Here is a 25,902-nt window from a genome sequence, read left to right as displayed (position 1 = left end):
TCGCCTTTCATCAACGCCTGGCGGGCGCTGTCATATTTGCGCCAGCGGGTCAGTGGCGCCAACTGCCGCGAAGCGATCTGTGGGTTGAAGCCATTGAGCTGGATCACCAGGTCCGCCAGGAAGCGGTAACCCGAACCGTCGGCGGCGTGGAAGTTGATCAGGTTCTGCCCGGCGAACGCGCCGACCAGTGCCCGCACCTTGTTCGGGTTCTTGATATTGAACGCCGGGTGCTCCATCAGCGCCTTGACCCGCGCCAGGCCACCGGGCAACGGGCTGCCGGCCTGGACGCTGAACCATTGGTCCATGACCAGCGGATTGCCCTTGAAGTTTTCCGCGAACACCTCCAGGGCCTTGGCCTTCTCGGTCTCGAACGGCGAGTTGACCAGCACCGCCAGCGCGGTCAGGCGTTCGGTCATGTTGTCGGCGGTGTCGAACTGCTCCAGGGTCGCGCTCAGCACCTCAGGCTTGCCGGTGAGCATCAGGTACGACAGCGCGATGTTCTGCAATGCGCGGCGGGCGAAATGCTCGGCCTCGGCCACGTATGGCGTGCGTTTCGACAGGTCGCGATTGGCTTCATAACGCAGCCACAGCGCTTCGAACAGGTTCTCGGCCAACTGCTGGCGGGCGAACTCACGGGCGGCGTGGATCGCCTCGACGTCGGCCACTTCGCTGATTTCCGTCAGGTAGGCTTCGCTGGGCAGCGAGAGCATTTCCGAGACCATGGCCTGGTCCAGGGATTCATCCGACAACACAGCACGCAATGCACTGACCAGGCGCGGATCCAGCGTCAGGCTGGCGCCCTGCTGATGTTGGGCGATCAGTTCCTGCAACACCTGCACCGACAACTGCTGGCCGGCATCCCAGCGGTTGAAGCCGTCGCTGTCGTGCTGCATCAGGAACATCAATTGGTCGCGGTTGTACGGGAAGCTCAGCTTCACCGGCGCCGAGAAACCACGCAGCAACGATGGCAGGGGTTGTTCGGCGACGTCGACGAAGGTGAAGGTCTGCTCGGCCTCGGTCACCGAGATCACCCGGGACGTACCGTTTGCCGTCGCTTCACCGGCCAGGCGCAACGGGATTTCGGCGCCTTGGCTGTCCAGCAGGCCCAGTTCCACGGGAATCACGAACGGCAGCTTTTCCATCTTGTCCGGGGTTGGCGGGCAGCTCTGGCGGAAGGTCAGGCTGTAGGTCTTGGCAGCGGCGTCGTAAGACTCGCTCACCGCCAGCCGAGGTGTACCGGCCTGGCTGTACCAACGCTTGAACTGGGCCAGGTCGACGCCGTTGGCATCTTCCATGGCCTTGATGAAGTCGTCGCAGGTCACGGCCTGGCCGTCGTGACGTTCGAAGTACAGGTCACTGCCCTTGCGGAACCCCTCAGGCCCCAGCAGGGTGTGGATCATGCCGACCACTTCCGAGCCTTTTTCGTACACAGTCAGGGTGTAGAAGTTGGAGATCTCGATGAAGCTGTCCGGACGCACCGGGTGGGCCATGGGGCCGGCGTCTTCGGCGAACTGGTGGGTGCGCAGGTACGCCACGTCCTGGATGCGCTTGACGGTGGCGGAGTTCATGTCGGCGGAGAAGCCAGCATCGCGGAACACCGTGAAACCTTCCTTGAGCGACAGCTGGAACCAGTCGCGGCAGGTCACGCGGTTGCCCGACCAGTTATGGAAGTATTCGTGGGCCACGATCGCCTCGACCCGCTGGTGCGCGGCATCGGTGGCGGTTTCGGCGCGGGCCAGCACGGCGCTGGAGTTGAAAATATTAAGCCCCTTGTTCTCCATGGCGCCCATGTTGAAGTCGTTGACCGCGACAATCATGAAGATGTCCAGGTCGTACTCGCGCCCGTACACCTCTTCGTCCCAGCGCATCGACTTCTTCAGGCTGGTCATGGCGTGCTGGCATTTGTCGATGTTTTCCGGCTCGACGTAGATGCGCAGCGCCACGTTACGCTCGGTCATGGTGGTGAAGGTGTCTTCGACGCACCACAGGTCACCGGCCACCAGGGCAAACAGGTAGGCCGGTTTCTTGAACGGATCTTCCCAGGTCGCCCAGTGCCGGCCGTCTTCGCCGGGGCCACTGGCAATCGGGTTGCCGTTGGACAGCAGCACCGGATAGCTGTGCTGCTCGGCCACCACGGTGGTGGTGAACTTGCTCATCACATCCGGACGGTCGAGGTAATAGGTGATCTTGCGGAACCCTTCGGCCTCGCACTGGGTGCAGAACATGCTGCCGGATTTGTACAGCCCTTCCAGGGCGGTGTTGGTTTCCGGATGGATCCTGACGGTGGTGTCCACCGTAAAGGCTTGTGCCTTGGGGTGCACGGTCAGGTGATTGTCGTCCAGTTGATAGTCGCCCTGCCCCAGGTCGGCATCGTCGAGCTTGAGGGAGATCAATTCAAGATGCTGGCCATCGAGCACCAGCGGCGGCAGCCCGGCGCCGCGCTCGGGGTTGCGGCGCATCACCAGTTGCGCATGGACCAGGCTGTGGTCCTCGAACAACTCGAAGGTCAGGTGTGTTTCGTCGATCAGGTATTCGGGGGCCTGATAGTCCTTGAGGTAAATCATCTTCGGTTGTTCGGTGCGCATGGGTCGAATCCTTCTACTGATGCACGGCGAGCTGGTAGGCCGTGTATTTACGAATGTTGATCACGCCAGTGTCGAAAATCAGGTATTGGCCCTTGATCCCCAGCAGCGTGCCTTCGGCGATCGGGTTCTTGTCCAGGTTGAAGCTGACGATCTTGGCCGGGTACTGCTCCACCGGATAACGAATCTCGATGGGCTCGACGTCCGCTATGGTCTGGATCGCTTGCAGGCCGAATCGTTCCTGCAAGCCCTGCAATCCCTGGGCGCAGCTTTCGAACAGCGCGTCGCGGATCGCCGGCAGGTCCACCGCTGTCGCGTCGCCCTTGAGCAAGGCGCGCCAGTTGGTCTTGTCCGCCACCTGGCTGCGGAACAGGTCCTCGACAAACCCTGACTGCTGGCGCGTGGCGACCCGCAGGATCGGCAGCGCCTGGCTGGCGCCCTGGTCCAGCCAGCGGGTCGGCAATTGCGTGGCACGGGTGATGCCGACCTTCACGCCCGAGGAATTGGCCAGGTACACCACATGGTCGGTCATGCAGAACTGCTCGCCCCAGGCCGGGTCACGGCAAGTGCCCGCGTCGAAATGACAACGCTCCGGGCTCATGATGCACAGGTCGCACTGGGCTAGCTTGGTCATGCAAGGGTAGCAATAACCCTGGCTGAAGCTGGTCTTGGTCCGGCGTCCGCAATGGGTGCAGTGGATCGCGCCGAGGTACTCCAGGCGGATCGTGCTGCCGATCAATGGGTTGACCGGCACCTCGACCTCGTCCAGGCGAAAGGCGTATTGAACGGTCGGCCCGTCAAGGCGTGCCGACATCTTGCTGATTGCACCGCGGCCAATCTCGATCAATGGATGGCGTCCGACTTGAACAGGATATTGGGCACTTCGATCGACTTCGATTGGCATTCCTGCGGGCCCATGTAGCCGGTGCGCTCGTCTTCGGGCAGGTTCTGGACTTCCCAGGCGATCATGGCCTGCAGTGACAACTCGCGCTGCTCGGCGGTGAGCTTGTTGCCGTCGGCCCATTTACCGATTTCCACGGCCAGTTTCAGGCTGCGGTAGATATCGGGGGTGATGTTCTTGATCATTTCATTGAAGGAAGACATGGGTTCTCCGCGCAATCGCGCATTCTCAAAAGGCACAGGCGCCGGTCAAAGGGCCATTTTACGGCGAGCGAACAGCCCACCCAACAAGCCCGTGAAGCACCCGACGAGCAGCCCGCCGACGTGGGCGGCATTGGCGATTTCACCGAAGCCGATCAGCGAAACCAACCCGGACAGGCACAGCAGCAACCACACCAGCATCATCACCAGCACCCCGCGGGGCAAGTGATAGGCCGGGTTCGGTGCGAGCAGTTGGTAGATCCAGCAATGGCCCAGCAGGCCGTACAGCACGCCGGACAAGCCGCCGAACAGCGTCGGCCCGCTGAAAAAGTACTGAGCGAAATTGGAAACGAGGCTGAACAGCAGCGTCAGCCCCAACAGGTTGATACCGCCCTGGCGCGCTTCGATCCGCCGCCCCAGTTCCCAATACCACATGCCATTCATGGCGATGTGCAGGAAGCCGAAGTGAATCAGCATCGGCGTTACCAGGCGCCACCACTGCCCCGCCGCCAGGCTATCGGCCAACGGCGTGAACTGGATGTAGTCGCCAACGACGCGGAACTCGAGGAAGGTCAGCCAGCGCAGGATCTCAAGATTCTCCCCCAGCAGGGTGACCGCGCTGACGATCAGGCTCAGCAACAGCACCAGGGCCGTCACTGGACTGCGCGTCAGTTGCTGGACGAACCCGGCTCGCCGGGAGGTACCCCCTGTGTCTGGCAGTTCCAACTGCTGATCGGGATCGCCGGCGGGAAAACGAGCGTACAACGCACGCACGTCCTCGCTGATTTCATCCGGCACCCAGAGCACCTGCTCGCCGGCCTCTTCGCTGACCCGATGGGGCACCTGCATGCGCTGCAGCAGCTTGACGAAGCCGCTCAGGTCCACTGCCAGGGGCAGGCGCAGAACCGCGACAGCACTCATTTCACCACCTCCGGCCGTTCGACATCGACCCAGACGAACTTGTGTGGATCCAGGCGGGTTTCCTGGTCGAGGCGATAGGCGACCAGCTTGCCGTAGAGCACCGCGCTGTAATCCAGGCAGGCCAGGTTCGGGCGGATCGGTGCGGGTTTGCCACTGCGCCAATAGTGACCGACGAACAACAGCGGCTCATCGACGCCATAGCGCAGCAGGTTGTTCTTTTCATCCGACGACAGCGGCGTGCGGGCCACCGGTTCCGGCAAGGCGTCGGGCTGGAACACGATATCGCCGTAAGTCTGCGGGTTGTCTTCCCAGAACTTGGTGCGGAAAAACGAACGGGTCAGGCCATCGCCACCCGTCAGCGTCAGGCCGTGGGGCAGGCGCATGTCCGTACCGCGCAGCAAGCGATCGAACACCGTGCAGGCAAAACTGCCCGGTTGCGCCGAGGCCTGGAGGAAATGCTCGTCGACACAACCGTCCGGGAACAGGCCCCGCAGCGGTTCGATCAGGCCGGCATCCCAACAGGCGTGCACCACCCGGAAGCGGCCAGCGTCGACAAACAGCGGCAGCTCATAGAACCATTCGAGAAAGTCATGCCAGTCGCCGGGATGCTGCTCGAACTGGGTCAGTGTCTCGTTGAGCAGGCGGGCATGGCGCGGCGTGTGTTCGCGCACGTAGCGCTGGCCGCTGCCCGGCAATGCCGGTGTGCTCCAGCCCAGGGCGTTGAACTCGTGGTTGCCCATGATGCACAGCGCTTGGCCGGCCATGACCATGTCATGGACGATGTGCAGCGCCTCGCGGATCCGCGGGCCACGGTCGATGATGTCCCCCAGGAACACGGCCATGCGCGACGAATGCCGCCAGACCCCGCCCTGCTTGTGGTAACCGAGTCGGTCCAGCAGGTGTTCCAGGGTCAAGGCGCATCCGTGCACGTCACCGATCAAATCGTAACTGCGCGCAGGATCGAGCATCAGTCGCCTCCACCCCCCAACCGACTGCCCCAGCCAAGCTTGGTCCGGCAGACTTCGTAGTAATTGTGATCCAGCGGATGGATCAGGCGCAGCTTCTGCGCTTTTTTGCTGACGGTGATGGTGTCACCCGGCGCGCAGGTGAAATGGTTCTGGCCGTCACAGGACACTTGCGGGTAGATCTGCATATCCTTGGACACGACGATTTTCAGCTCACTGTTGCCATCGACCACGATCGGTCGCCCAGACAAGGTATGGGGGTACATGGGCACGATCACAATAGCGTCGAGCTTGGGATGCATGATCGGCCCGCCGGCCGACAGCGCATAGGCGGTGGAACCGGTGGGGGTGGCGACGATCAGGCCGTCGGCTTTCTGGCTGCAGACGAACTGGCCGTCGATGTACAGCTCGAATTCGATCATCCGCGTGGATTTACCAGGGTGCAGCACCACGTCATTGAGGGCATCGCCCTGGCCGATAGCCTCGGCGTGACGACGGACCTCGGCCTGCAGCAGGAAACGGTTTTCCACCAGGTAGTGGCCGTCCAGGACCTCGGCGACCTTGATCTCCAGCTCGTCGGGGCGGATATCGGTGAGGAACCCCAGGCTGCCGCGGTTGATCCCCAGCACCGGGATGTTGTGCCGCGCCAGGGCCCGGGCAGCCCCCAGCAGGCTGCCGTCGCCGCCGACCACGATGACCATGTCACAGACTTCGCCGAGCATCTTGCGCGACGACGTCTGCAGGCCATGGCCCGGCAGGACTTCGGCGATGGTATCTTCGAGGATCACATGCAGGTGCCGCTCCAGGAGGAAACGTTTGAGACGGCGAACGGTGTCCAACACCTGCGAACTGCCCAGGCGACCGATGATGCCGATATTGCGAAATTGCTCCATGAGGCTCCTGCGAGGGTCTGCGGCGGGCGAAAAACACGATTATGGGCGAAAGCGCGCCGTAGACAAAATCCTTTAAGCCTCCAGCGCAACGGCTATGCTCGCAAGATGATCCTGTTCCCTGAATTGCTGGACTTGCCCCGACGCCTGCACCATCCCGAAGTGCGCGACCTCGCGTGGGCGATCATCGCCCCGCCGATGCTCATCGACACGCCCTGGCCCCAGCGCCATCCCCTGGCTGGCAGTGATTGGGTGCAGGAGCCTGGCCGGCTGGAACACTGGCTGCGACAACTGGACCGCGACAGCTATCCATTGCTGCACTGCCTGTCCCAAGGGCGAACGCGCCGCCTGGGCCTGTATTACGAAAGGCTGTGGCAATTCGCCGTGCAGCATGCCCCGGGCATCGAATTGATCGCCGCGAACCTGCCGATCCGACGCGAAGGCCATACCCTGGGTGAACTGGACCTGTTGCTGCGTGATCGCGACGGCATCCACCACCTGGAACTGGCCATCAAGTTGTACCTTGGCCCCCAGCACGGAAACGGGCTGGACGCCGCGCAATGGCTGGGCCCAGGTTGCCATGACCGGCTCGATCGCAAGCTGGCGCATCTGCGCGAGCACCAATTGCCGATCTCGGCCCGCCCGGAAAGCCGCGAGGCCCTGGCGGCACTGGGCATCGAGCCCTCGGGCCTCGAGCTGTTTCGCTCCGAGCTCTGGCTGGGCGGGTATTTGCTCTACCCCTGGCCGGGCCAGGCCGAACCACCGGCCGGTGCCCATCCCAGGCATTTGCGCGGGCGCTGGCTGCATCAACGGGACTGGCCTGCGTTCATCGCCCAACGTCCGCCGGGTCGCTGGCAACCCCTGCCCCGCGCCGCCTGGCTGGCCCCGGCGCATTATCCGGCCGAGCAAACCTGGAGCACCGCGCAACTGGACGCCTGGCGAATGGCCCTGGACCCCATGGCGCCGGCACAGTTGATGGTGCGCCTGAGCGAAAACGCCGAGGGCGAGTGGGAAGAAGCCGAGCGGGTGTTCCTGGTGGCGGATCGTTGGCCGGATGTGCCGGGTAACAGCTGAGTTGGGCGGTGTCTGGACGTCCGTCTTCGCGAGCAAGCCCGCTCCCACATGAGAATGCATTTCAATGTGGGAGCGGGCTTGCTCGCGAAGGGGCCACTACGGTCTAGAGTGACAACCGCACAGCCAACGCCGCCAACGTCACCAGCAGCACCGGCACCGTCAGCACAATCCCGACCTTGAAGTAATACCCCCAGCCGATCTGGATATTCTTGCGCGCCAGCACATGCAGCCACAGCAACGTCGCCAGGCTGCCAATCGGCGTGATTTTCGGGCCCAGGTCGCTGCCGATGACGTTGGCGTAGATCATCGCCTCCTTCACCACCCCGGTGGCCTGGCTGGCGTCGATGGACAAGGCGCCGATCAGCACCGTCGGCAAATTGTTCATGGCCGACGAGAGCAACGCCGTCAGCACACCGGTGCCCATGGCCGCACCCCACACGCCATATTCGGCGAAACCGTCGAGCCAATGGGCCAGGTAACCGGTCAGCCCGGCGTTGCGCAGGCCATAGACCACCAGGTACATGCCCAGGGAAAAGATCACGATCTGCCAGGGCGCTTCCTTCATTGCCTTGCGGGTGGATATCTTGTGGCCGTGGGCCGCGACCGCCAGCAGCAACGCAGCACAGACCGCCGAGATCGCACTGATGGGAATCCCCAGGGGCTCCAGGGCAAAGCAGCCCAGCAGCAGGATCACCAGTACCGCCCAGCCGGCATAAAACGTCGCCTTGTCGTGGATCGCCGTCGCCGGGTCATCCAACTGATGCGGGTCATAGTCACGTGGGATATCGCGGCGAAAGAACCACAGCAGTATCGCCAGGCTGGCCGCCACGCTCACCAGGTTCACCGGCACCATGACCGCCGCGTAGCGGTTGAAACCAATGCCGAAAAAGTCCGCCGAGACGATGTTCACCAGGTTCGACACCACCAGCGGCAGGCTCGCGCTGTCGGCAATGAAACCGGCGCCCATCACGAACGCGAGGGTCGCCGCCGGGGAAAACCGCAGGGCCAGCAACATGGAAATCACGATAGGCGTGAGGATCAGCGCCGCCCCGTCATTGGCAAACAACGCCGACACCAGCGCCCCCAGCAACACCATGAAGGCAAATAGCTTGCGCCCACTGCCCCGGCCCCAGCGAGCCACATGCAAGGCCGCCCAGGCGAAGAACCCCGCCTCGTCCAGCAGCAGACTGATGATGATCAGCGCGACGAACGTCCCGGTGGCGTTCCAGATGATCTGCCAGACCAGCGGGATGTCACTGACCTGCACCACCCCGCTCAACAAGGCCAGCACGGCGCCCAGCGTCGCGCTCCAGCCAACGCCCAACCCCTTGGGTTGCCAGATCACCAACGTAATGGTCAGCAGGAAAATCAACGACGCGATCAGCATGCGCAACAGCCTTGAAAAAGGGATGGGAAAGAAGGACTCAGCAGCAACGCGCCACCGGACGATCAGGCATGGCATTCAAGCGCTGCACATCCGCTGTCAGCCAGGCAGCGCTGGCCGCCAACGCTTGCTCCAGCATCGCACTGACCCAGGCCGGTAACTGCGGGTGCTGGCGGTAATAAACCCACTGCCCCTGCCGCCGGTCGCTGAGCAGCCCTGCGTTGCGCAACTGCGCCAGGTGCCGGGAGATCTTCGGCTGGCTCAGGCCCAGCGCGGCGGTGAGCTCACAGACACACAACTCGCCTTCACGGGCCACCAGCAACGCAATGCGCGTACGGGTGTCATCGGCCAGGGCCTTGAAGACATCGACGGGATTGGGGGAATCGGGCATGGCGGAAACAGTCTGGCTGAGCGAGCGGAGAATATATGGAATTTCGAATATCCAGTAAAGCAGGGATTTGGATTTGTCAGACGCGTTTGCAGATGTACATGCACTTGTGGCGAGGGGATTTATCCCCGTTGGGGCGCGAAGCGCCCCCATTCAAATTGTCTGACACACCAGGGTATTGGGTTTGGGGCCGCTTCGCAGCCCAGCGGGGATAAACCCCCTCGCCATAGAGGTGCTTGGCTTGAAGTTCCAGTGGACGTCAAGCCTTCTTATGCTGCTCGACCCACTTGCCATAGGCATCGATGAATTTTTGCAAGAATGGTCTGACAGACTCCGACAGGTTGCCCGCCTCGTCGAACGCCGTCCCGGCGTTACTCAGGTAGCCTTCCGGCTGCTGCATGCAGGGCACGTCAAGGAACACCAGGGACTGGCGCAAATGATGATTGGCACCGAAACCGCCAATGGCACCCGGCGAAGCACTGATCACCGCACCCGGTTTGCCACTCAGGCAACTCTGGCCGTAGGGACGCGATCCCACATCGATGGCATTTTTCAACGGTGCCGGCACTGAACGGTTGTATTCCGGCGTGACGAACAACAAGGCATCGGCCGCACCCACCTGCTGGCGGAAAGTGCTGTAGGCTGGCGGAGGGGAAACATCGATGTCTTCGTTGTAGAGCGGCAACTCGCCAATCTCGATGATATTCAGCTTGAGGTTGGCTGGCGCCAGGTCAGCCAGTGCCAGCGCGACCTTGCGGTTGATCGATGCCTTGCGCAGGCTGCCCACCAAAACGGCCACTGTGTAGACATTACTCATGAGAGGCTTCTCGACTGTCGGCTCAAAGGAGCCTGTAGTTATAGATGACCGGGGTGACAATTGGACCAGTGGAACGACAAAAACCGGCCGGCTGGACTATTTTTTTCATGTAGGAAAACTTACCGCGCTTGACCAGGGTCTACAGAACCGCAAATCGAGTGATTTATTTCCAGAGGTTCTAAGCAATGGCAGCAGTACTTGTCGGACAATTTCATGCGCGGGACGCCGAAGGTCGCGTCTATTCGGTGCATGAGTTTCAGGAATCGACCCCGTCGCCCGACGGAAACGGCAAGGAGCCTGTCACTACCTATAAATTGGCTATCGGTGATCGAGTCAACAAACTCGACGACGGCAAATTTATTCTCGTGCAATCTCAAATCGAATTGACGCGCGAACCGGAAACGCCACTGCCTACTCAAACGCCCGCTGAAACGCAAATAGCTTCATAACCGTTGGTTATGAGCAGAAGTCATACCCGGACTTGGGTTAGGATTCAGCCACTCAATGGCTCATCCGCCGAACATGGACTTCTTGCATGCGTTTACGCCACATCGAAGTGATCCAGGCGCTGCTGCAGACCGGCCACCTCGGCACGGCGGCCGAATGGCTGCAACTGCCGGTGGCGGAGGTCGAGGCGATACTGCGCGATGCCGAGGCCCAATTGGGTTTCATGCTGTTCGCCAGTGTGCGCGGTCGTTTGCAGGCGACCCGGGAAACCCTTGAATTACGCGACGGTATCACACGGGTGTACGACACCCTCGAACCGGTGCAGCGCCTGGCCAGCAGCCTGAAACACCATCAAGCAGCGCCCTTGCGCATTATCTGCACACCGCCACTGGCCCAGCGGTTGCTGCCCCAGAGCATCGCAGCCTTGCGTCGTCGCCATCCGGATGCCCCGTGCACCCTGCTCAGCCGACCGACCCGCGACATCGTCCACAGCCTGCTGTTGCGCGAAAGCGACCTGGGCCTGAGCCTGCACGACCCTGAACATCCCGACATCCATTGCCAGATGATCGCCCAGGGCAAACTGCAATTGCTCGCGCCCCACGGCTGGCTGCAACCCCGTCAAAAATATATTTCGCTTCAGGACCTGGCGGGCCAGCCGTTGGTGGGCCTGGATGGCCACGACCCGCTGAGCCCTGCATTCGAGCATAAACTGGCGGCGCTGCGTCCGGCGCCCATGATCCAGCTCCGCGTCCAGACCCATCAGATGATGCGCGCCATGGTCGAGGCCGGAGAAGGCCTGGCCATCGTCGACCCGTTCACCGCCTCGGGCGCCAAGGACGGCGGCCTCGACGTCTGTCCGGTATCGCCCGCCATCGCGATTGGCCTCTATGCCTTGAGCCTCAACGGTGCGCCTTCTTCAGCCGCCCTTCAATCGCTGCTGGAACGAATTACGGAACAAGCCGAGGCGCTGCTGAGCCACTGATCGACATGCCCAGTGGGTCGTCGAACAGCCGGTACCAGAACAGCGCGACTTCGGCGGTATGCCGGTCAATGCCGCGATAGCGCAGGTGATCGATACCACCCAGCACATAACCGCAACGCTCATAGAGCCGGCAGGCGCCCAGATTGTTGTTCTGGGTCTCGAGCATGATGCCAGGCAGTTTTTTCTTGCGGCTCCAGAACTGGGCGACATCGAGCAACGCCTTGGCCACCCCGTGGCGCCGGGCCGGGGCATGTACCGCCAGCTCGTCGATGTGGGCATAGCCGTTCCAGTTGGTACTGACCACCAGGTGCCCGACGGGCTGGTCATCGAGGTAGGCCATGAAGATCTCGCTGTCCGGGGCATCGCGGAAGCTGCTGAACTCTTCGGGATCGATGCCATAGCACTTGCGATAGGGGACGATGGGCGTCACTGGCCATTGGCTGACGGGACGGCCGATCTGCGCCGTCGCGTAGTCGCTGACTTCAAAGCTGAAATCGCTGCCCCAGATGTAGGCGGCAAAGCCATCATCGACGATGCGCACCGACAGGCCGGGGTGCTTGGGATTCATGACCGGTTGCATACTGGGGAAGGTCCTCATTCCTTGAAGCAACCAACGGCGTGGCGCCATCCATTGCCCTTGTCTTTCAAATCATCACACATCAAGCGGGATCCGTAGCCTGCCCGTTACCTCAGGGTAGAAGGTCGTGGCAATTGTGGCGAGAAATGAAGGAGTACAGCTGGGCCCTGTAGGAGCTGCCGAAGGCTGCGATCTTTTGATCTTTCGCTTGAGACTCGAGTGTCCGGGGAAAGATCGCAGCCTCGCTTCGCTCGACAGCTCCTACAAGACCGTTGCAGGGTTTCATCAGTGCGTGGCGGCCTGTGCCTCGGCCAACTGTGTCCACAATGCCGGAGCACCCGCGGACTTGGCGATGGCTTCCAGACGCGCGGCATGCTCGGCCAGGTCGCTTTCGCTGGCGCGGATGATCCGCGATGGCTGGCGGTCGGCGGGCAAACGGCGAATTTCCGTGGCCTGGTTGCCGGAGCCTTCGCCGGTGCCGTTGCCATCCGAGGCGTTGCCGGCGAGGGACAGGCTGGTCTGGCCGCCGGTCATGGTCAGGTAGACGTCGGCCAGGATCTCGGAGTCGAGCAAGGCGCCGTGCAGTTCACGACCGGAGTTGTCGACACCGTAGCGCTTGCACAAGGCGTCGAGGCTGTTGCGCTGCCCCGGATGACGCTCCCGGGCCATCATCAGGGTATCGAGGATGGTGCAATGCTGGGTGATGTCGGCCCGATCGTGCTGCCCCATCAGGGCGAATTCGTTGTTGATGAACCCGACGTCGAACGCCGCGTTGTGGATGATCAACTGCGCGCCCTGGATGAATTCGAAGAACTCATCGGCCACTTCGGCAAAACGCGGCTTGCCCACCAGGAACTCGTTGGTGATGCCGTGGACGCCGATAGCGCCCTCGTCGCTTTCGCGGTCCGGTTGCAGGTAAACGTGGAAATGGCGACCGGTCAGGCGCCGGCCGATCAGCTCGACACAACCGATTTCAATAATCCGGTGACCATCGGTCACCGGCATGCCGGTGGTTTCGGTATCCAGTACTACAGATCTGTTGGCCATCAGTGTTCAGCTCTCAACGGGCAGTCTTGCAAAAGCGCGGATCTTAACACGCTCCAAGGGAATGACTGACCACAGCTTTTGTGGCGAGGGGATTTATCCCCGCTGGGCTGCGAAGCAGCCCTAAAGCCAGGCACCACAGTGCGCCAGGAAAATTGAAGGGGGGCGCTTCGCGCCCCAGCGGGGATAAATCCCCTCGCCACAAGTGCGCATGTTTCAGTGGACATGGTTGCATCAGGCCTGCTTGTAGCCCCGTACCTCATCCACCCCACGATTGGCCAATTGGTCGGCCCGCTCGTTGCCGTGGTGGCCGATGTGGCCACGCACCCATTTCCAGGTAACGTTGTGGCGGTTGACCTGCTCATCCAGCAGCTTCCAGAGGTCGGCGTTTTTCACCGGTTCCTTCGCCGCCGTCTTCCAGCCGCGCTTCTTCCAGTTGGCCATCCACTCGTTGATGCCTTTCATCACGTATTGCGAGTCGGTCACCAGCAGTACATCGCAAGGCCGCTTGAGCTCTTCCAGGCCACGGATGGCGCCCATCAGCTCCATGCGATTGTTGGTGGTATTGGCTTCGCCGCCCCAGAGCTCCTTCTCCACGCCCTTGCACACCAGCAACGCGCCCCAGCCGCCCGGGCCGGGGTTGCCCTTGCAGGCGCCATCAGTGAAGAGTTCTACGCTATCGCTCATGCCAATCTATCCAGAAAAAATGCAAAGGCCAGCCGATCAGGCGTTGATGCCTGTAGTCGAAAGGCCGGCCAGGCCTGCTAAAAAGGGGTTATGGCTCGATGTGACGACGATTGACCTTGGCCATCGGCAAGGGAATCAGCTTGCCCATCGGCTCGCGTCGCGCCTGACGCACCGGGCGCAGCCCGACCGCGATCTTGCGCGCCACCAGCAGGTAGAAACCACCGCCGGACAGCTGCCAGTCGCCGGCCTTGCGCTCCCAGCCGGCCAGGCGAGCCTGCCACTTGGGTGACGCAAGCGGCGGACGATAGCACCCGAAGCGGCGTTTCTCCAGCGCGAAGCCCAGCAGGTTGAGCCAGTCGCCGACCCTCGACGCCGAGATGCAACGGGCCTGGCGCAAGGCGTCGTGGGCAAACACATGACGCAACCCCCAGGTGCTCCAGGGGTTGATACCGATGATCAACAGATGCCCGCCGGGGCGTACGCTGCTGGCGGCTTCACGCAGCAGACCGTGGGGCGACAGGCAGAAATCCAGGCCGTGCTGCATGACCACCACGTCGGCGGCATGTTCGCTCAGCGGCCAGGCCTGCTCCTCGCAGACGATTTCCACCCCGGGCAACGGCGCCCCCAGGCGCACGTTGCGCTGGACCTGCGGTGCCGACGGCGGCGTTTGCGCCGAAGGCCCGTAGTGCACCAGATAGCCGCCAAAGAACCGGCCCAACTCGTCTTCGAGCATGCGCCGTTCCTCTTCCAGCAAAAATTGCCCGACAGGGCCGGACAGCCATTCACGGGCGGCGCTGATCAACGCCAGCCAGTCAGGATCAGCCTGAGCGAACGCTTCATCGGTCATTGCATTCTCCAACGCGTCAGGAAGTTCTAAGATGCGCCTTTGTTTTCCGCTTGGCGAATTCCGCGATGATACAGATCAGTGCCCTGCCCGCGTTCACCGATAACTACATCTGGTTGTTACAGGATCACTCCACCCAGCGCTGCGCCGTGGTCGACCCGGGAGATGCCGCGCCAGTACAGGCCTGGCTCGACGCCCATCCGGGCTGGGTCCTGAGCGACATTATGATCACTCATCATCACCATGATCATGTCGGCGGCGTCCAGGCGTTGAAGAATGCGACGAACGCCACCGTCTACGGCCCGGCCAGCGAAAACATCCCGGCGCGGGACCAGGCCCTGCATGACAACGACCAGGTCAGCGTGCTCGGCTGGGACTTCGATGTCTACGCGGTGCCTGGCCATACACTGGGGCACATCGCCTACTACCACCATGGCCTGCTCTTTTGTGGCGATACCCTGTTCGCCGCCGGTTGCGGCCGGCTTTTCGAAGGCACGCCCGCGCAGATGCACCATTCCCTGGGTCGCCTCGCCGCCTTGCCTGAAGACACGCTGGTCTACTGCACCCATGAATACACCCTCAGCAACCTGAAGTTCGCGGCCGCCGTGGAGCCGGGCAATCCGGACATCGCCGCCCGCCTGGAAAAAGTCGTCCGCCAACGCAACGAGGGCATCATGACGCTGCCCTCGACCCTGGCCCTGGAAAAACTCACCAACCCGTTCCTGCGCACGACTGAAACATCCGTTAAACAAAAAGCAGACGAACGGAGCGGCCAGCGAAACCAGACGCCGAGTGAGGTTTTTGCGGCCTTGAGGGCTTGGAAAGATACGTTCTAAGGCAGCTATCGATTGATACAAAAATTCTGAAAGGTTGACCTGTTGGGGTGCGCTTCCTAGAATCGGCCGACATTTTTGCCCGGAACTTACTTCCAGCCAATGTCGTCATCTATACGCAGGTCCGTCCAGTCAGACACATTGACCCGCTTGGCTCAAGCCATCGCGGTGGCTGTGTCCGCCACCCTGGCGGGCTGCCAGAGCACGAGCCAGCTGCCGCAGACCGACGCGGCGCACACCCCGAATATCGCCGCTCGCGCCAAACAGAAGCCGGTATGGCTCACCGAGAAACCCAGCCCCCAAGTGCCCCAGGACATCTGGGAACGCATGCGCCAGGGCTTCCAGTTGCAGGAAACGGCCGGCGTCAACCCGCGTATCGAGCAACAGCGCCTGTGGTTCGCCAGCAACCCTTCCTTCCTGGAAAACGCCGGTGAGCGCGGCAGCCTGTACATCCACTACATCGTCGAACGCCTTGAAGAACGCAACATGCCGCTGGAACTGGCGCTGCTGCCGGTGATCGAGAGCGCCTACAACCCCATGGCCTATTCCCGGGCCAACGCGGTGGGGCTGTGGCAATTCATCCCGTCCACGGGGCGTTACTTCAACCTGCGCCAGACCCGCTTCTATGACGGGCGACGCGACATCACCGCCTCCACCACCGCCGCCATGGACTACCTGACGCGCCTGCATGACATGTTCAACGGCGACTGGTTGCTGGCGCTGGCGGCCTACAACGCCGGTGAAGGCACGGTGAGCCGCGCCATCGAGCGCAACGAGAAGCTTGGCCTGCCCACCGACTACTGGAACCTGCCGCTGCCCAGCGAGACCCAGGCCTATGTGCCGAAGTTGCTGGCGCTGTCCCAGGTGGTGCTCGCGCCCGACGCCTATGGTGTGAACCTCAACCCGATCGCCAACGAACCCTATTTCCAGGTCGTCGAGATCAACCAGCGCATGGACCTGTCCAAGGTCGCGGCGGTGGCCAACATCGACGAAGACGAGCTGTTCCAGCTCAATCCGGCCTTCAAGCAGCGCACCACCATCGACGGCCCCCAGCATCTGTTGGTGCCGACATCCAAGGCCCAGTTGCTGACCGCCAGCCTGTCGACCATGCGCCCGGAAGAGCTGATCAGCCAGCGCGCGCTCAAGCCGGTTTTCGAATCAGCCGACGACAGCGAAGTGGAAGGTGCCAGGCGCACCTACCGGGTCAAGCGCGGCGACAACCTGGCCCAGATCGCCAAGGCCAACAACGTCCAGACCAAGGACCTGCAGCGCTGGAACAAGCTCAGCGGCAACAAGCTCAAGGTCGGCCAGACCCTGGTGATGCAGGACGCCAAGGCCAGCAAGGCCACCGGTAAGCGCATCAGCACGGTGGTAGCCGCCAACAGCAAGGACCAGAAGAAGCAGACCCAATACAAGGTCAAGCAGGGCGATTCGTTGTACGTCGTTGCCAAGCGCTTCAACGTGGAAATGCAACACCTCAAGCGCTGGAACCCGCGGATGGGCAAGGCGCTCAAGCCTGGGCAGATGCTGACGGTCTACTCCCCCCACTAAGCCTCGCGGTGGCTGAGGGGATTTTTGTGGTGAGTTTTTTGTGGTGAGGTTTTTTTTGTGGTGAGGGGATTTATCCCCGTTGGGCTGCGAAGCAGCCCTAAAGCCAGGCACCACGGTGTTTAAGGAAGTTTGGATGGGGTCGCTTCGCAACCCAGCGGGGATAAAACCCCTCGCCACAGGTTCCGTGCTCGACGGATATCCACCACCTTACTGACATTACCCGCTAAAACCCGCCTTTTTCCTGCCGATACAAGCTGTTACTGTACAGGCCATAAAGCCCAAGCCGCCTGGATCGGATCTCAGACTTGATACGTCCCCTCCTCCTGCTCCTGATCAGCCTGGCCTTGAGCTCTCCCGCCAGCGCAACCATCAGCGAAAGCCATGGCTATGCGCAGTTCGGCACGCTCAAGTACCCGGCCAGATTCACCCACTTCGACTGGGTCAACCCGCAAGCGCCCAAGGGCGGAGTCTTGCGGGTCATGGCATTCGGCACCTTCGATACGCTCAATCCCTACACGTTCAAGGGCAGCAGCCCGGTTTCCACGCCCAATTTCCTGCAATACGGCATCAATGAGCTGAACGAACCGCTGATGGTCGGCACTGGCCAATACGCACCGTCCGGCGATGAACCGACGTCTAGCTATGGCCTGATCGCCCAGTCGGTGGAATACAGCGAAGACCGCAGCTGGGTAGTCTTCAACCTGCGCCCCGAAGCGCGCTTCCACGATGGCGTGCCCATCACCGCCTATGACGTGGCGTTCTCCTACAGGACGCTGCTCAAGGATGGCCACCCGCAATACCGCACCAACCTGCAGGAGGTGCTGCGGGTCGACATTCTCAATCCGCTGAAAATCCGCTTCGTCTTCAAGCGCGCGGGCAATCCCTTGCTGATCCTGCGCCTGGGCGAGCTGCCGGTGTTGCCCCAGCATTACTGGAAAGGCCGCGACTTCAAGGCGACGACCTTCGAACCGCCCCTGGGCAGCGGGCCGTATCGCATCACCAAAGTGCAGCCAGGCCGCCAACTGGTGTTCGAACGGGTCAAGGACTACTGGGGCAAGGACCTGCCGGTCAATCGCGGCAAGTACAACTACGACCGCATGGACGTGGAGTTCTACCGTGACAGCGAAGTCGCCTTCGAAGCCTTCAAGGCCGGCGAATTCGACATCTACATCGAACACCAGGCCAAGAACTGGGCCAACGGCTATCAATTCCCGGCGGTCAACCGAGGCGATGTGATCAAGGCGCAGATTCCCCACCAGATCCCGACCCAGACCCAGGGCCTGTTCATGAACACCCGGCGCGGCACATTCGCTGACGTCAAGGTGCGCGAAGCCCTGGGGCTGATGTTCGATTTCGAGTGGACCAACCGCACCCTGTTCAGCGGCGCCTACAAGCGCACCCTCAGCTATTACCCCAACAGCGAATTCTCCGCCACTGGCCTGCCGGTGGGTCATGAATGGTTGCTGCTCAAGCCGTACCGGGATCAATTGCCGCCCAAACTGCTCACCGAACCCTTCAGCTTGCCCAAGACCGACGGGCGCGGCATTCCCCGGGAAACCCTGCGCAAGGCATTGGGACTCTTGAAGGAAGCGGGCTGGAATCTCAACGGTCAACGCCTGCTGAACGCCGACCACCAGCCCCTGAGCTTCGAAATCCTGCTGGTGAACCCGAACCTGGAGCGTATCCTGCAACCCTACGTCGAAAACCTTGCCAGCATCGGTGTTCAAGCCCGACTGCGCACGGTGGACCGCGCCCAATACAAACAGCGCCTGGACCAGTTCGACTTCGACATGATCCTGCTGACCTTGAACCAGACCCTCAGCCCGGGCCTCGAGCAATGGCAGTACTTTCACTCCAGCCAGGTCGGGGTCAAGGGCAGCAAGAACTACGCCGGGATCGCCAACCCGGTGGTCGACCATCTGCTGGAGAAACTGCTCGCCGCCCAGACCCGCGACGAACAGGTCGCCGCCGGCAAGGCCCTGGATCGCGTACTGCTGTGGCAGCATTACTGCATTCCCAACTGGTATCTCAATTATCATCGCCTGGCGTACCGCAACCGGTTCGCCTTCGTCACCACGCCGCCCTATACCCTGGGCCTGAGCGCCTGGTGGCTGAAATCTTCGGAGAAAGATCAATGAAGCCTTTACGCGCCCTGCTCCTGCAGGCCAGCAGCCTGTTATTCGCCGGGCTGGCCTGCGCCGCGCCGCAGCATGCCGTGACCTTGTACAACGAGCCGCCGAAATACCCCGCCAACTTCCAGCACTTCGACTACGTCAACCCGGACGCGCCCAAGGGCGGCATCTTCCGCCAGGGCGGCTTTGGGGGGTTCGACAGCCTCAACCCGTTCATCAGCAAAGGCGTGCCAGCCGATGACATCGGTCTGATCTACGACACCTTGGCCAAGCAGGGCCTGGACGAACCCTTCACCGAATATGGCCTGATCGCCGAAAAAATCGAGAAAGCGCCGGACAATGCCTGGGTGCGCTTCTACCTGCGCCCCGAAGCCCGTTTCAACGATGGCCATCCGGTACGGGCGGAAGACGTGGTCTTCAGCTTCCAGACCCTGACCAAGGACGGCGCACCGATGTTTCGCGGCTACTACAACGACGTCGCCGAAGTCATCGCCGAAGACCCGCTCAAGGTCCTGTTCAAGTTCAAGCACACCCAAAATCGCGAGCTACCGCTGATCCTCGGCCAATTGCCGGTACTGCCGAAGCACTGGTGGGCCGAGCGCGACTTCAACAAGGGCAACCTGGAGATTCCCCTGGGCAGCGGCCCCTACAAGGTCGCCGAAGTGAAGGCCGGCCGCTCGATCCGCTATGAGCGGGTAAAGGACTACTGGGGCAAGGACCTGCCGGTCAATCGCGGGTTCTACAACTTCGACGTGCTGGTCACCGACTACTACCGCGACAACACCGTCGCGGTCGAAGCGTTGAAAGCCGGGCAGTTCGATTACTGGCTGGAAATGACCGCCAAGAACTGGGCCAACGCCTACAACATCCCGGCCGTGACCGAAGGCCGGCTGATCAAGGAACAGATCCCCAACGGCAACCCCACCGGCATGCAGGGCTTTGTCTACAACCTGCGCCGACCGGTCTTCCAGGACGTGCGGGTGCGCAAGGCCTTGAGCCTGTTGCTGGATTTCGAGTGGACCAACAAGCAACTGTTCAACGGCGCCTACGCCCGCACCCGCAGCTATTTCGAGAATTCGGAAATGGCCGCCACCGGCCTGCCCGGCGAAGACGAACTGAAGATTCTCGAGCCCCTACGCGGCAAAATCCCCGATCAGGTCTTCAGCGAAGCCTTCCAGCCTTCGATGTGCGACGGCAGCGGCATGATCCGCGACCAGCAGCGCAAGGCCTACCAATTGCTGCAAGAAGCCGGCTGGCGCATCGTCGACGACAAGATGGTCGACGCCCAAGGCAAACCGGTGGTGCTGGAGTTCCTGCTGGCCCAGACCGAGTTCGAACGGATATTGCTGCCCTTCAAGCGCAACCTGAGCGACCTGGGCATCGACCTGGTGATCCGCCGAGTGGACGTGTCCCAGTACATCAACCGCGTGCGCTCCCGGGACTTCGATCTGGTGGTGGGCAGCTTCCCGCAATCCAGCTCGCCGGGTAACGAACAGCGTGAGTTCTGGATGTCCGCCGCCGCCGACAAGCCCGGCAGCCGCAACACCATGGGCCTGAAGGACCCTGCCGTGGATCAACTGGTGGAGCAGCTGATCAATGCCGACTCGCGCAAGAGCCTGGTGGCTCACGCCCGGGCATTGGACCGGGTCTTGCAATGGGGCTACTACGTGATTCCCAACTGGCACATCAAGACCTGGCGCGTGGCGTACTGGAACCACATCGGTCATCCGAAAATCACGCCGACCTATGACATCGGCACCACCACCTGGTGGGTCAAGCCGGAGGTCAAGCCGGCCGATGAAGTAGAAAAGCAGGTCATCGAGCAGCAAATCGCCGCCCCTGCGAGCGTGGAGTAACAAGATGCTGGCTTACATTTTTCGGCGACTGCTGCTGATCATCCCGACCCTGTTCGGCATTCTGCTGATCAACTTCGTCATCATCCAGGCCGCGCCCGGCGGGCCGGTGGAACAGATGATCGCCAAGCTCGAGGGTTTCGAGGGCGCCACCAGCCGCATTGCCGGCGGGGGGGCCGAGGTGTCGGTGGCCGGCTCTTCCTACCGCGGGGCCCAGGGTCTGGACCCGACGCTGGTCAAGGAAATCGAACGCATGTACGGCTTCGACAAGTCGGCCCCCGAACGCCTGTGGATCATGATCAAGAACTATGCCCACCTGGACTTCGGCGACAGTTTCTTCCGCGATGCCAAGGTCATCGACCTGATCAAGGAAAAGATGCCGGTGTCCATCTCCCTCGGGCTGTGGAGCACCCTGATCATGTACCTGGTGTCGATCCCGCTGGGGATCGCCAAGGCCACGCGGCATGGCAGCCATTTCGATGTATGGACCAGCTCGGCAATCATCGTCGGCTACGCGATCCCGTCGTTCCTGTTTGCCATCCTGCTGATCGTGGTGTTCGCCGGCGGCAGTTATTTCGACTGGTTCCCGTTGCGCGGGCTGACCTCCAACAACTTCGACGAATTGAGCATGGGCGGCAAGATCCTCGATTACTTCTGGCACCTGGCCTTGCCCGTGACCGCCCTGGTGATCGGCAACTTCGCCACCATGACCCTGCTGACCAAGAACAGCTTCCTCGACGAAATCAACAAGCAATACGTGGTCACCGCCAAGGCCAAGGGCCTGACCCGCCACCGGGTTCTCTACGGCCATGTCTTCCGCAACGCCATGCTGCTGGTGATCGCCGGCTTCCCTTCGGCGTTCATCGGGATCTTCTTCACCGGTTCCTTGCTGGTGGAAGTGATCTTTTCCCTCGACGGCCTGGGCCTGATGAGTTTCGAAGCGGCCATCAACCGCGATTACCCGGTGGTGTTTGGCACCCTGTTCATCTTCACCTTGCTGGGGCTGGTGGTGAAACTGATCGGCGACCTGACCTACACCTTTGTCGATCCGCGCATCGACTTCGAAAGCCGGGAGCATTGAGATGAACCTGTCCCCTCTCAATCGTCGTCGTTTCGAACTGTTCAAGGCCAACAAGCGTGGCTGGTGGTCGCTGTGGCTGTTCCTGATCCTGTTCGGGCTGAGCCTGGGCGCCGAGTTGATCGCCAACGACAAGCCGTTGGTGGTGCATTACGACGACGGCTGGTACTTCCCGGCCCTCAAGCGCTACCCGGAAACCACGTTCGGCGGCGAGTTCCCCCTGGAAGCCAACTACAAGAGCCCGTACATCCGTGAGCTGCTGGCGGCCAAGGACGCCTGGGTGCTGTGGGCACCGATTCCGTTCAGCTACCAGAGCATCAACTACGACCTGAAGGTCCCGGCCCCGGCACCGCCCTCCTCCGTGAATTGGCTGGGCACTGATGACCAGGGCCGCGACGTCCTGGCCCGGGTGATCTACGGCTTCCGTATCTCGGTGTTGTTCGCCCTGACCCTGACGCTGCTCAGCTCGATCATCGGCGTGGTCGCCGGCGCCTTGCAGGGCTTCTATGGCGGCTGGGTGGACCTGGCCGGCCAACGCTTCCTGGAAATCTGGTCCGGGCTGCCGGTGCTGTACCTGCTGATCATCCTCGCCAGTTTCGTGCAGCCGAACTTCTGGTGGCTGCTGGGCATCATGCTGCTGTTTTCCTGGATGAGCCTGGTGGACGTGGTCCGCGCCGAGTTCCTGCGCGGGCGCAACCTGGAATACGTGCGCGCCGCGCGGGCGTTGGGCATGCAGAACGGCGCGATCATGTTCCGGCACATCCTGCCCAACGCCATGGTCTCGACCATGACCTTCATGCCGTTCATCCTCACCGGCGCCATCGGCACCCTCACCGCCCTGGATTTCCTCGGCTTTGGCCTGCCGCCGGGCGCGCCGTCCCTGGGCGAACTGGTGGCCCAAGGCAAATCCAACCTCCAGGCGCCGTGGCTGGGCATCAGTGCGTTCGCCGTGCTGGCCGTGATGCTGAGCCTGTTGGTGTTCATCGGCGAGTCCGCTCGCGATGCCTTCGATCCGAGGAAGTGATATGAACCAGGACAATCTGATCGAAGTGCGCGACCTGGCGGTGGAGTTCATTGTCGGTGAGCGCCGCCAGCGCGTGGTCGAGGGCGTCAGTTTCGACATCAAGCGCGGCGAAACCCTGGCCCTGGTGGGTGAAAGCGGCTCGGGCAAGTCGGTCACCGCCCACTCGATCCTGCGTTTGCTGCCCTACCCGCTGGCCCATCACCCCACCGGGACCATCCAGTACGCCGGCCAGGATTTGCTGGGATTGAAGGAAAAGACCATCCGCCATATCCGCGGCAACCGGATCGCGATGATTTTCCAGGAGCCGATGACCTCCCTCAACCCGCTGCATTGCATTGAGAAACAGATCAATGAAGTCCTCGGCATCCACAAGGGCCTGAGCGGCAAGGTCGCGACCCGCCGGACCCTGGAGTTGCTGGAGCTGGTCGGCATTCCCGAGCCCCACAAGCGCCTCAAGGCCCTGCCCCACGAGTTGTCCGGCGGCCAGCGCCAGCGAGTGATGATCGCCATGGCCCTGGCCAACGAGCCGGAGCTGCTGATCGCCGACGAGCCGACCACCGCCCTGGACGTCACCGTCCAGCTGAAAATCCTGCAATTGCTCAAGGAGTTGCAGGCGCGATTGGGTATGTCGTTGCTGCTGATCAGCCACGATTTGAACCTGGTGCGAAGAATTGCGCATCGTGTATGTGTCATGCAGCGCGGTTGCATCGTCGAACAGGCATCGTGCGAAGAGTTGTTCCGCGCGCCGCAGCATCCGTACACTCGGGAACTGCTGGCCGCCGAGCCCAGCGGCACCCCGGCGAACAACGTCGTCGGCCCGCCGCTGTTGCAGGTCGAGGACCTGAAAGTCTGGTTCCCGATCAAGAAAGGCCTGTTCAAACGCACGGTGGACTACATCAAGGCCGTGGACGGCATCCGCTTCAGCCTGCCCCAGGGCCAGACCCTGGGCATCGTCGGCGAAAGCGGTTCCGGCAAATCCACCCTGGGGCTGGCAATCCTGCGGTTGATCGGCAGCCAGGGCGGGATCCGCTTCGAAGGCAAGCCGCTGGACAGCCTGACGCAGCAAGAGGTCCGGCCACTGCGCCGGGAGATGCAAGTGGTGTTTCAGGACCCGTTCGGCAGCCTGAGCCCACGGATGTGTGTCAGCCAGATCGTCGGCGAAGGCCTGCGGATCCACAAGATCGGCACCGCGGCCGAACAGGAACAAGCGATAATCGCGGCATTGAAGGAGGTAGGCCTGGACCCGGAAACCCGGAACCGCTACCCCCATGAATTTTCCGGAGGGCAACGGCAGCGTATCGCCATTGCCCGGGCCCTGGTGCTCAAGCCGGCGTTGATTCTGCTGGATGAACCAACGTCGGCCCTGGACCGTACCGTGCAACGCCAAGTGGTGGAGCTGTTGCGGTCGTTGCAAACCAAGTACAACCTGACGTACCTGTTTATCAGCCATGACCTGGCTGTCGTCAAAGCGCTGAGCCACCAATTGATGGTGGTCAAGCACGGCCAAGTGGTCGAACAAGGTGATGCCCGCAGCATATTCGCCGCGCCGCAGCACCCCTATACACAGCAGTTGCTGGAGGCCGCCTTCCTGGCCCCAACAACTGCCGAATAACCTGAAAAGAGGAGCAACACATGGGTTTTCTCGCCGGTAAGCGCGTACTGATCGTCGGTGTCGCCAGCAAGCTGTCCATCGCATCCGGCATCGCCGCCGCCATGCATCGCGAGGGCGCTGAGCTTGCCTTCACTTATCAGAACGACAAACTCAAGGGTCGTGTCGAAGAGTTCGCACAAGGCTGGGGCTCGAGCCCTGAACTGTGCTTCCCGTGCGATGTGGCCAGCGATGAAGAAATCGCCAAGGTCTTCGAAGCGCTGAGCAAGAAGTGGGACGGCCTGGACTGCATCGTGCACTCCGTAGGCTTCGCCCCGGGCGACCAGTTGGACGGCGACTTCACCGAAGCCACCACCCGCGAAGGTTTCCGCATTGCCCACGACATCAGCGCCTACAGCTTCGTGGCCCTGGCCAAGGCCGGTCGCGAAATGATGAAAGGCCGCAACGGCAGCCTGCTGACCCTGTCGTACCTGGGCGCCGAGCGCACCATGCCGAACTACAACGTCATGGGCATGGCCAAGGCCTCCCTGGAAGCCGGCGTACGTTACCTGGCCGGTTCCCTGGGCCCGGACGGTACCCGCGTCAACTGCGTATCGGCCGGCCCGATCCGCACCCTCGCCGCTTCCGGCATCAAGAACTTCCGCAAGATGCTGGCCGCCAACGAAGCGCAAACCCCGCTGCGTCGCAACGTCACCATCGAAGAAGTCGGCAATGCCGGCGCCTTCCTGTGCTCGGACCTGGCGTCGGGCATCAGCGGTGAAATCATGTACGTGGACGGCGGCTTCAACACCACCGCCATGGGTAATCTCGAAGAGTAATCTTCACCGCGCATAAAAAAGCCGCGGGCTCTGCAAAGGGCCCGCGGCTTTTTTTAGGTTCTTCACGGATTACCGGGAAAGACGCTCTTGATCTTCATGAAAAAGAATTCGCTATCCCGGTAACCGTACGCCATCCGCTTGATGACCTTTATTCGATTGTTTATTCCTTCCAACTGACCGGTGTGCATCGGCCAGCGAACCCGGCTCACGATGCCCCGCCAGTAACCCTTTAGCCGTTTGGCGAACTGGATCAGAGCTGGTATTTCGCTTTCATGCGCATGGCGCAGCCATTGCTTCCAGG

The 25,902-nt window shown here is 61.9% G+C and carries 25 protein-coding genes; 11 read left to right on the top strand and 14 right to left on the bottom strand.

Annotated features, from left to right (window positions below; all coding sequences use genetic code 11):
• The 6 genes from pepN to BM317_RS28725 form a co-directional block, all read right to left on the bottom strand.
• On the bottom strand, positions 1-2,585 hold a 2,585-nt coding region (gene pepN / locus BM317_RS28750; RefSeq protein WP_092477104.1), incomplete at its 3' end, for an aminopeptidase N.
• Positions 2,586-2,598: 13 nt separating this feature from the next.
• Positions 2,599-3,429 carry a DUF2797 domain-containing protein gene (locus BM317_RS28745; protein ID WP_072404542.1) on the bottom strand — a complete coding sequence of 277 codons (831 nt, stop codon included), beginning with the start codon at positions 3,427-3,429 and terminating at the stop codon, positions 2,599-2,601.
• Positions 3,426-3,686, bottom strand: a complete 261-nt coding sequence (locus BM317_RS28740; RefSeq protein ID WP_072404544.1) for a YeaC family protein — start codon at positions 3,684-3,686, stop codon at positions 3,426-3,428. The genes BM317_RS28745 and BM317_RS28740 overlap by 4 nt, the downstream gene beginning before the upstream one ends.
• 45 nt (positions 3,687-3,731) lie before the next feature.
• On the bottom strand, positions 3,732-4,604 hold the full coding sequence (locus tag BM317_RS28735; RefSeq protein ID WP_092477102.1) for a rhomboid family intramembrane serine protease: 873 nt from the start codon (positions 4,602-4,604) through the stop codon (positions 3,732-3,734).
• Positions 4,601-5,575, bottom strand: coding sequence for a metallophosphoesterase (locus BM317_RS28730; RefSeq protein WP_170842267.1), 975 nt, complete (start codon positions 5,573-5,575; stop codon positions 4,601-4,603). Before BM317_RS28730 ends, BM317_RS28735 begins: the two co-directional genes overlap by 4 nt.
• A complete protein-coding gene (locus tag BM317_RS28725; protein WP_003180647.1) occupies positions 5,572-6,462 on the bottom strand; it encodes an NAD(+) kinase in 891 nt (296 codons plus the stop codon). Before BM317_RS28725 ends, BM317_RS28730 begins: the two co-directional genes overlap by 4 nt.
• A 105-nt stretch (positions 6,463-6,567) precedes the next feature.
• On the opposite strand from BM317_RS28725, the gene BM317_RS28720 reads away from it, so the two are divergent.
• Positions 6,568-7,533, top strand: a complete 966-nt coding sequence (locus tag BM317_RS28720) for a DUF1853 family protein (protein ID WP_092165373.1) — start codon at positions 6,568-6,570, stop codon at positions 7,531-7,533.
• 103 nt (positions 7,534-7,636) lie between these two features.
• Here BM317_RS28720 and BM317_RS28715 read toward each other — a convergent pair whose 3' ends face one another.
• The 3 genes from BM317_RS28715 to BM317_RS28705 all read right to left on the bottom strand — a co-directional run bounded on the left by BM317_RS28715 (position 7,637) and on the right by BM317_RS28705 (position 10,122).
• On the bottom strand, positions 7,637-8,920 hold the full coding sequence (locus BM317_RS28715; protein WP_072404552.1) for an arsenic transporter: 1,284 nt from the start codon (positions 8,918-8,920) through the stop codon (positions 7,637-7,639).
• A 37-nt stretch (positions 8,921-8,957) separates the two neighbouring features.
• Positions 8,958-9,308, bottom strand: coding sequence for a metalloregulator ArsR/SmtB family transcription factor (locus BM317_RS28710; RefSeq protein WP_092165372.1), 351 nt, complete (start codon positions 9,306-9,308; stop codon positions 8,958-8,960).
• A 256-nt stretch (positions 9,309-9,564) separates the two neighbouring features.
• On the bottom strand, positions 9,565-10,122 hold the full coding sequence (locus BM317_RS28705) for an NADPH-dependent FMN reductase (protein ID WP_072404556.1): 558 nt from the start codon (positions 10,120-10,122) through the stop codon (positions 9,565-9,567).
• A 185-nt stretch (positions 10,123-10,307) separates the two neighbouring features.
• On the opposite strand from BM317_RS28705, the gene BM317_RS28700 reads away from it, so the two are divergent.
• The gene (locus BM317_RS28700; protein ID WP_081015420.1) at positions 10,308-10,571 is read left to right on the top strand and encodes a hypothetical protein; all 264 of its coding nucleotides are present in this window, start codon (positions 10,308-10,310) and stop codon (positions 10,569-10,571) included.
• 86 nt (positions 10,572-10,657) lie between these two features.
• On the top strand, positions 10,658-11,551 hold the full coding sequence (locus BM317_RS28695) for a LysR family transcriptional regulator (protein WP_092165371.1): 894 nt from the start codon (positions 10,658-10,660) through the stop codon (positions 11,549-11,551).
• Here the strand turns inward: BM317_RS28695 and BM317_RS28690 are convergent.
• From BM317_RS28690 to BM317_RS28675, 4 genes are all read right to left on the bottom strand, one after another.
• Positions 11,517-12,131 carry a GNAT family N-acetyltransferase gene (locus BM317_RS28690; protein WP_092165370.1) on the bottom strand — a complete coding sequence of 205 codons (615 nt, stop codon included), beginning with the start codon at positions 12,129-12,131 and terminating at the stop codon, positions 11,517-11,519. The two genes, BM317_RS28695 and BM317_RS28690, sit on opposite strands and share 35 nt — an antisense overlap.
• Before the next feature lie 282 nt (positions 12,132-12,413).
• Positions 12,414-13,175 carry a DNA polymerase III subunit epsilon gene (gene dnaQ, locus BM317_RS28685; protein WP_060741972.1) on the bottom strand — a complete coding sequence of 254 codons (762 nt, stop codon included), beginning with the start codon at positions 13,173-13,175 and terminating at the stop codon, positions 12,414-12,416.
• 231 nt (positions 13,176-13,406) lie between these two features.
• Positions 13,407-13,859 (bottom strand): ribonuclease HI, encoded by a 453-nt coding sequence (rnhA, locus tag BM317_RS28680; protein ID WP_030142629.1) that lies wholly within the window; start codon positions 13,857-13,859, stop codon positions 13,407-13,409.
• 88 nt (positions 13,860-13,947) lie between these two features.
• Positions 13,948-14,706: a class I SAM-dependent methyltransferase gene (locus tag BM317_RS28675; protein WP_053119806.1), complete on the bottom strand. Its 759-nt coding sequence runs from the start codon at positions 14,704-14,706 to the stop codon at positions 13,948-13,950.
• A gap of 65 nt (positions 14,707-14,771) precedes the next feature.
• Here BM317_RS28675 and gloB point away from each other — a divergent pair, with 65 nt between their 5' ends.
• The 8 genes from gloB to fabI all read left to right on the top strand — a co-directional run bounded on the left by gloB (position 14,772) and on the right by fabI (position 25,601).
• Positions 14,772-15,539 carry a hydroxyacylglutathione hydrolase gene (gene gloB, locus BM317_RS28670; RefSeq protein ID WP_092477100.1) on the top strand — a complete coding sequence of 256 codons (768 nt, stop codon included), beginning with the start codon at positions 14,772-14,774 and terminating at the stop codon, positions 15,537-15,539.
• A 99-nt stretch (positions 15,540-15,638) separates the two neighbouring features.
• On the top strand, positions 15,639-17,087 hold the full coding sequence (locus tag BM317_RS28665) for a transglycosylase SLT domain-containing protein (RefSeq protein WP_092165368.1): 1,449 nt from the start codon (positions 15,639-15,641) through the stop codon (positions 17,085-17,087).
• Between the two features lie 308 nt (positions 17,088-17,395).
• Entirely contained in the window at positions 17,396-19,225 is a 1,830-nt protein-coding gene (locus tag BM317_RS28660) for an extracellular solute-binding protein (protein ID WP_170842266.1), read from the top strand.
• The gene (locus BM317_RS28655; RefSeq protein ID WP_092165366.1) at positions 19,222-21,075 is read left to right on the top strand and encodes an extracellular solute-binding protein; all 1,854 of its coding nucleotides are present in this window, start codon (positions 19,222-19,224) and stop codon (positions 21,073-21,075) included. Before BM317_RS28660 ends, BM317_RS28655 begins: the two co-directional genes overlap by 4 nt.
• Before the next feature lie 4 nt (positions 21,076-21,079).
• Positions 21,080-22,153: a microcin C ABC transporter permease YejB gene (locus tag BM317_RS28650; RefSeq protein WP_060741968.1), complete on the top strand. Its 1,074-nt coding sequence runs from the start codon at positions 21,080-21,082 to the stop codon at positions 22,151-22,153.
• Position 22,154: 1 nt separating this feature from the next.
• The gene (locus BM317_RS28645) at positions 22,155-23,174 is read left to right on the top strand and encodes an ABC transporter permease (protein ID WP_092165365.1); all 1,020 of its coding nucleotides are present in this window, start codon (positions 22,155-22,157) and stop codon (positions 23,172-23,174) included.
• Between the two features lies 1 nt (position 23,175).
• Positions 23,176-24,786 carry an ABC transporter ATP-binding protein gene (locus BM317_RS28640; protein ID WP_092165363.1) on the top strand — a complete coding sequence of 537 codons (1,611 nt, stop codon included), beginning with the start codon at positions 23,176-23,178 and terminating at the stop codon, positions 24,784-24,786.
• A 20-nt stretch (positions 24,787-24,806) separates the two neighbouring features.
• A complete protein-coding gene (gene fabI, locus BM317_RS28635; protein WP_025213267.1) occupies positions 24,807-25,601 on the top strand; it encodes an enoyl-ACP reductase FabI in 795 nt (264 codons plus the stop codon).
• A 62-nt stretch (positions 25,602-25,663) separates the two neighbouring features.
• Here fabI and BM317_RS28630 read toward each other — a convergent pair.
• The coding region (locus BM317_RS28630; RefSeq protein WP_139236071.1) for a transposase at positions 25,664-25,902 on the bottom strand (239 nt) is incomplete at its 5' end.

Source organism: Pseudomonas sp. NFACC24-1, assembly GCF_900115235.1.
GTDB lineage: Bacteria > Pseudomonadota > Gammaproteobacteria > Pseudomonadales > Pseudomonadaceae > Aquipseudomonas > Aquipseudomonas fluorescens_AA.
Note: the sequence above shows the minus strand (reverse complement) of the source record. Positions and strands in the feature narration are given on the sequence as shown.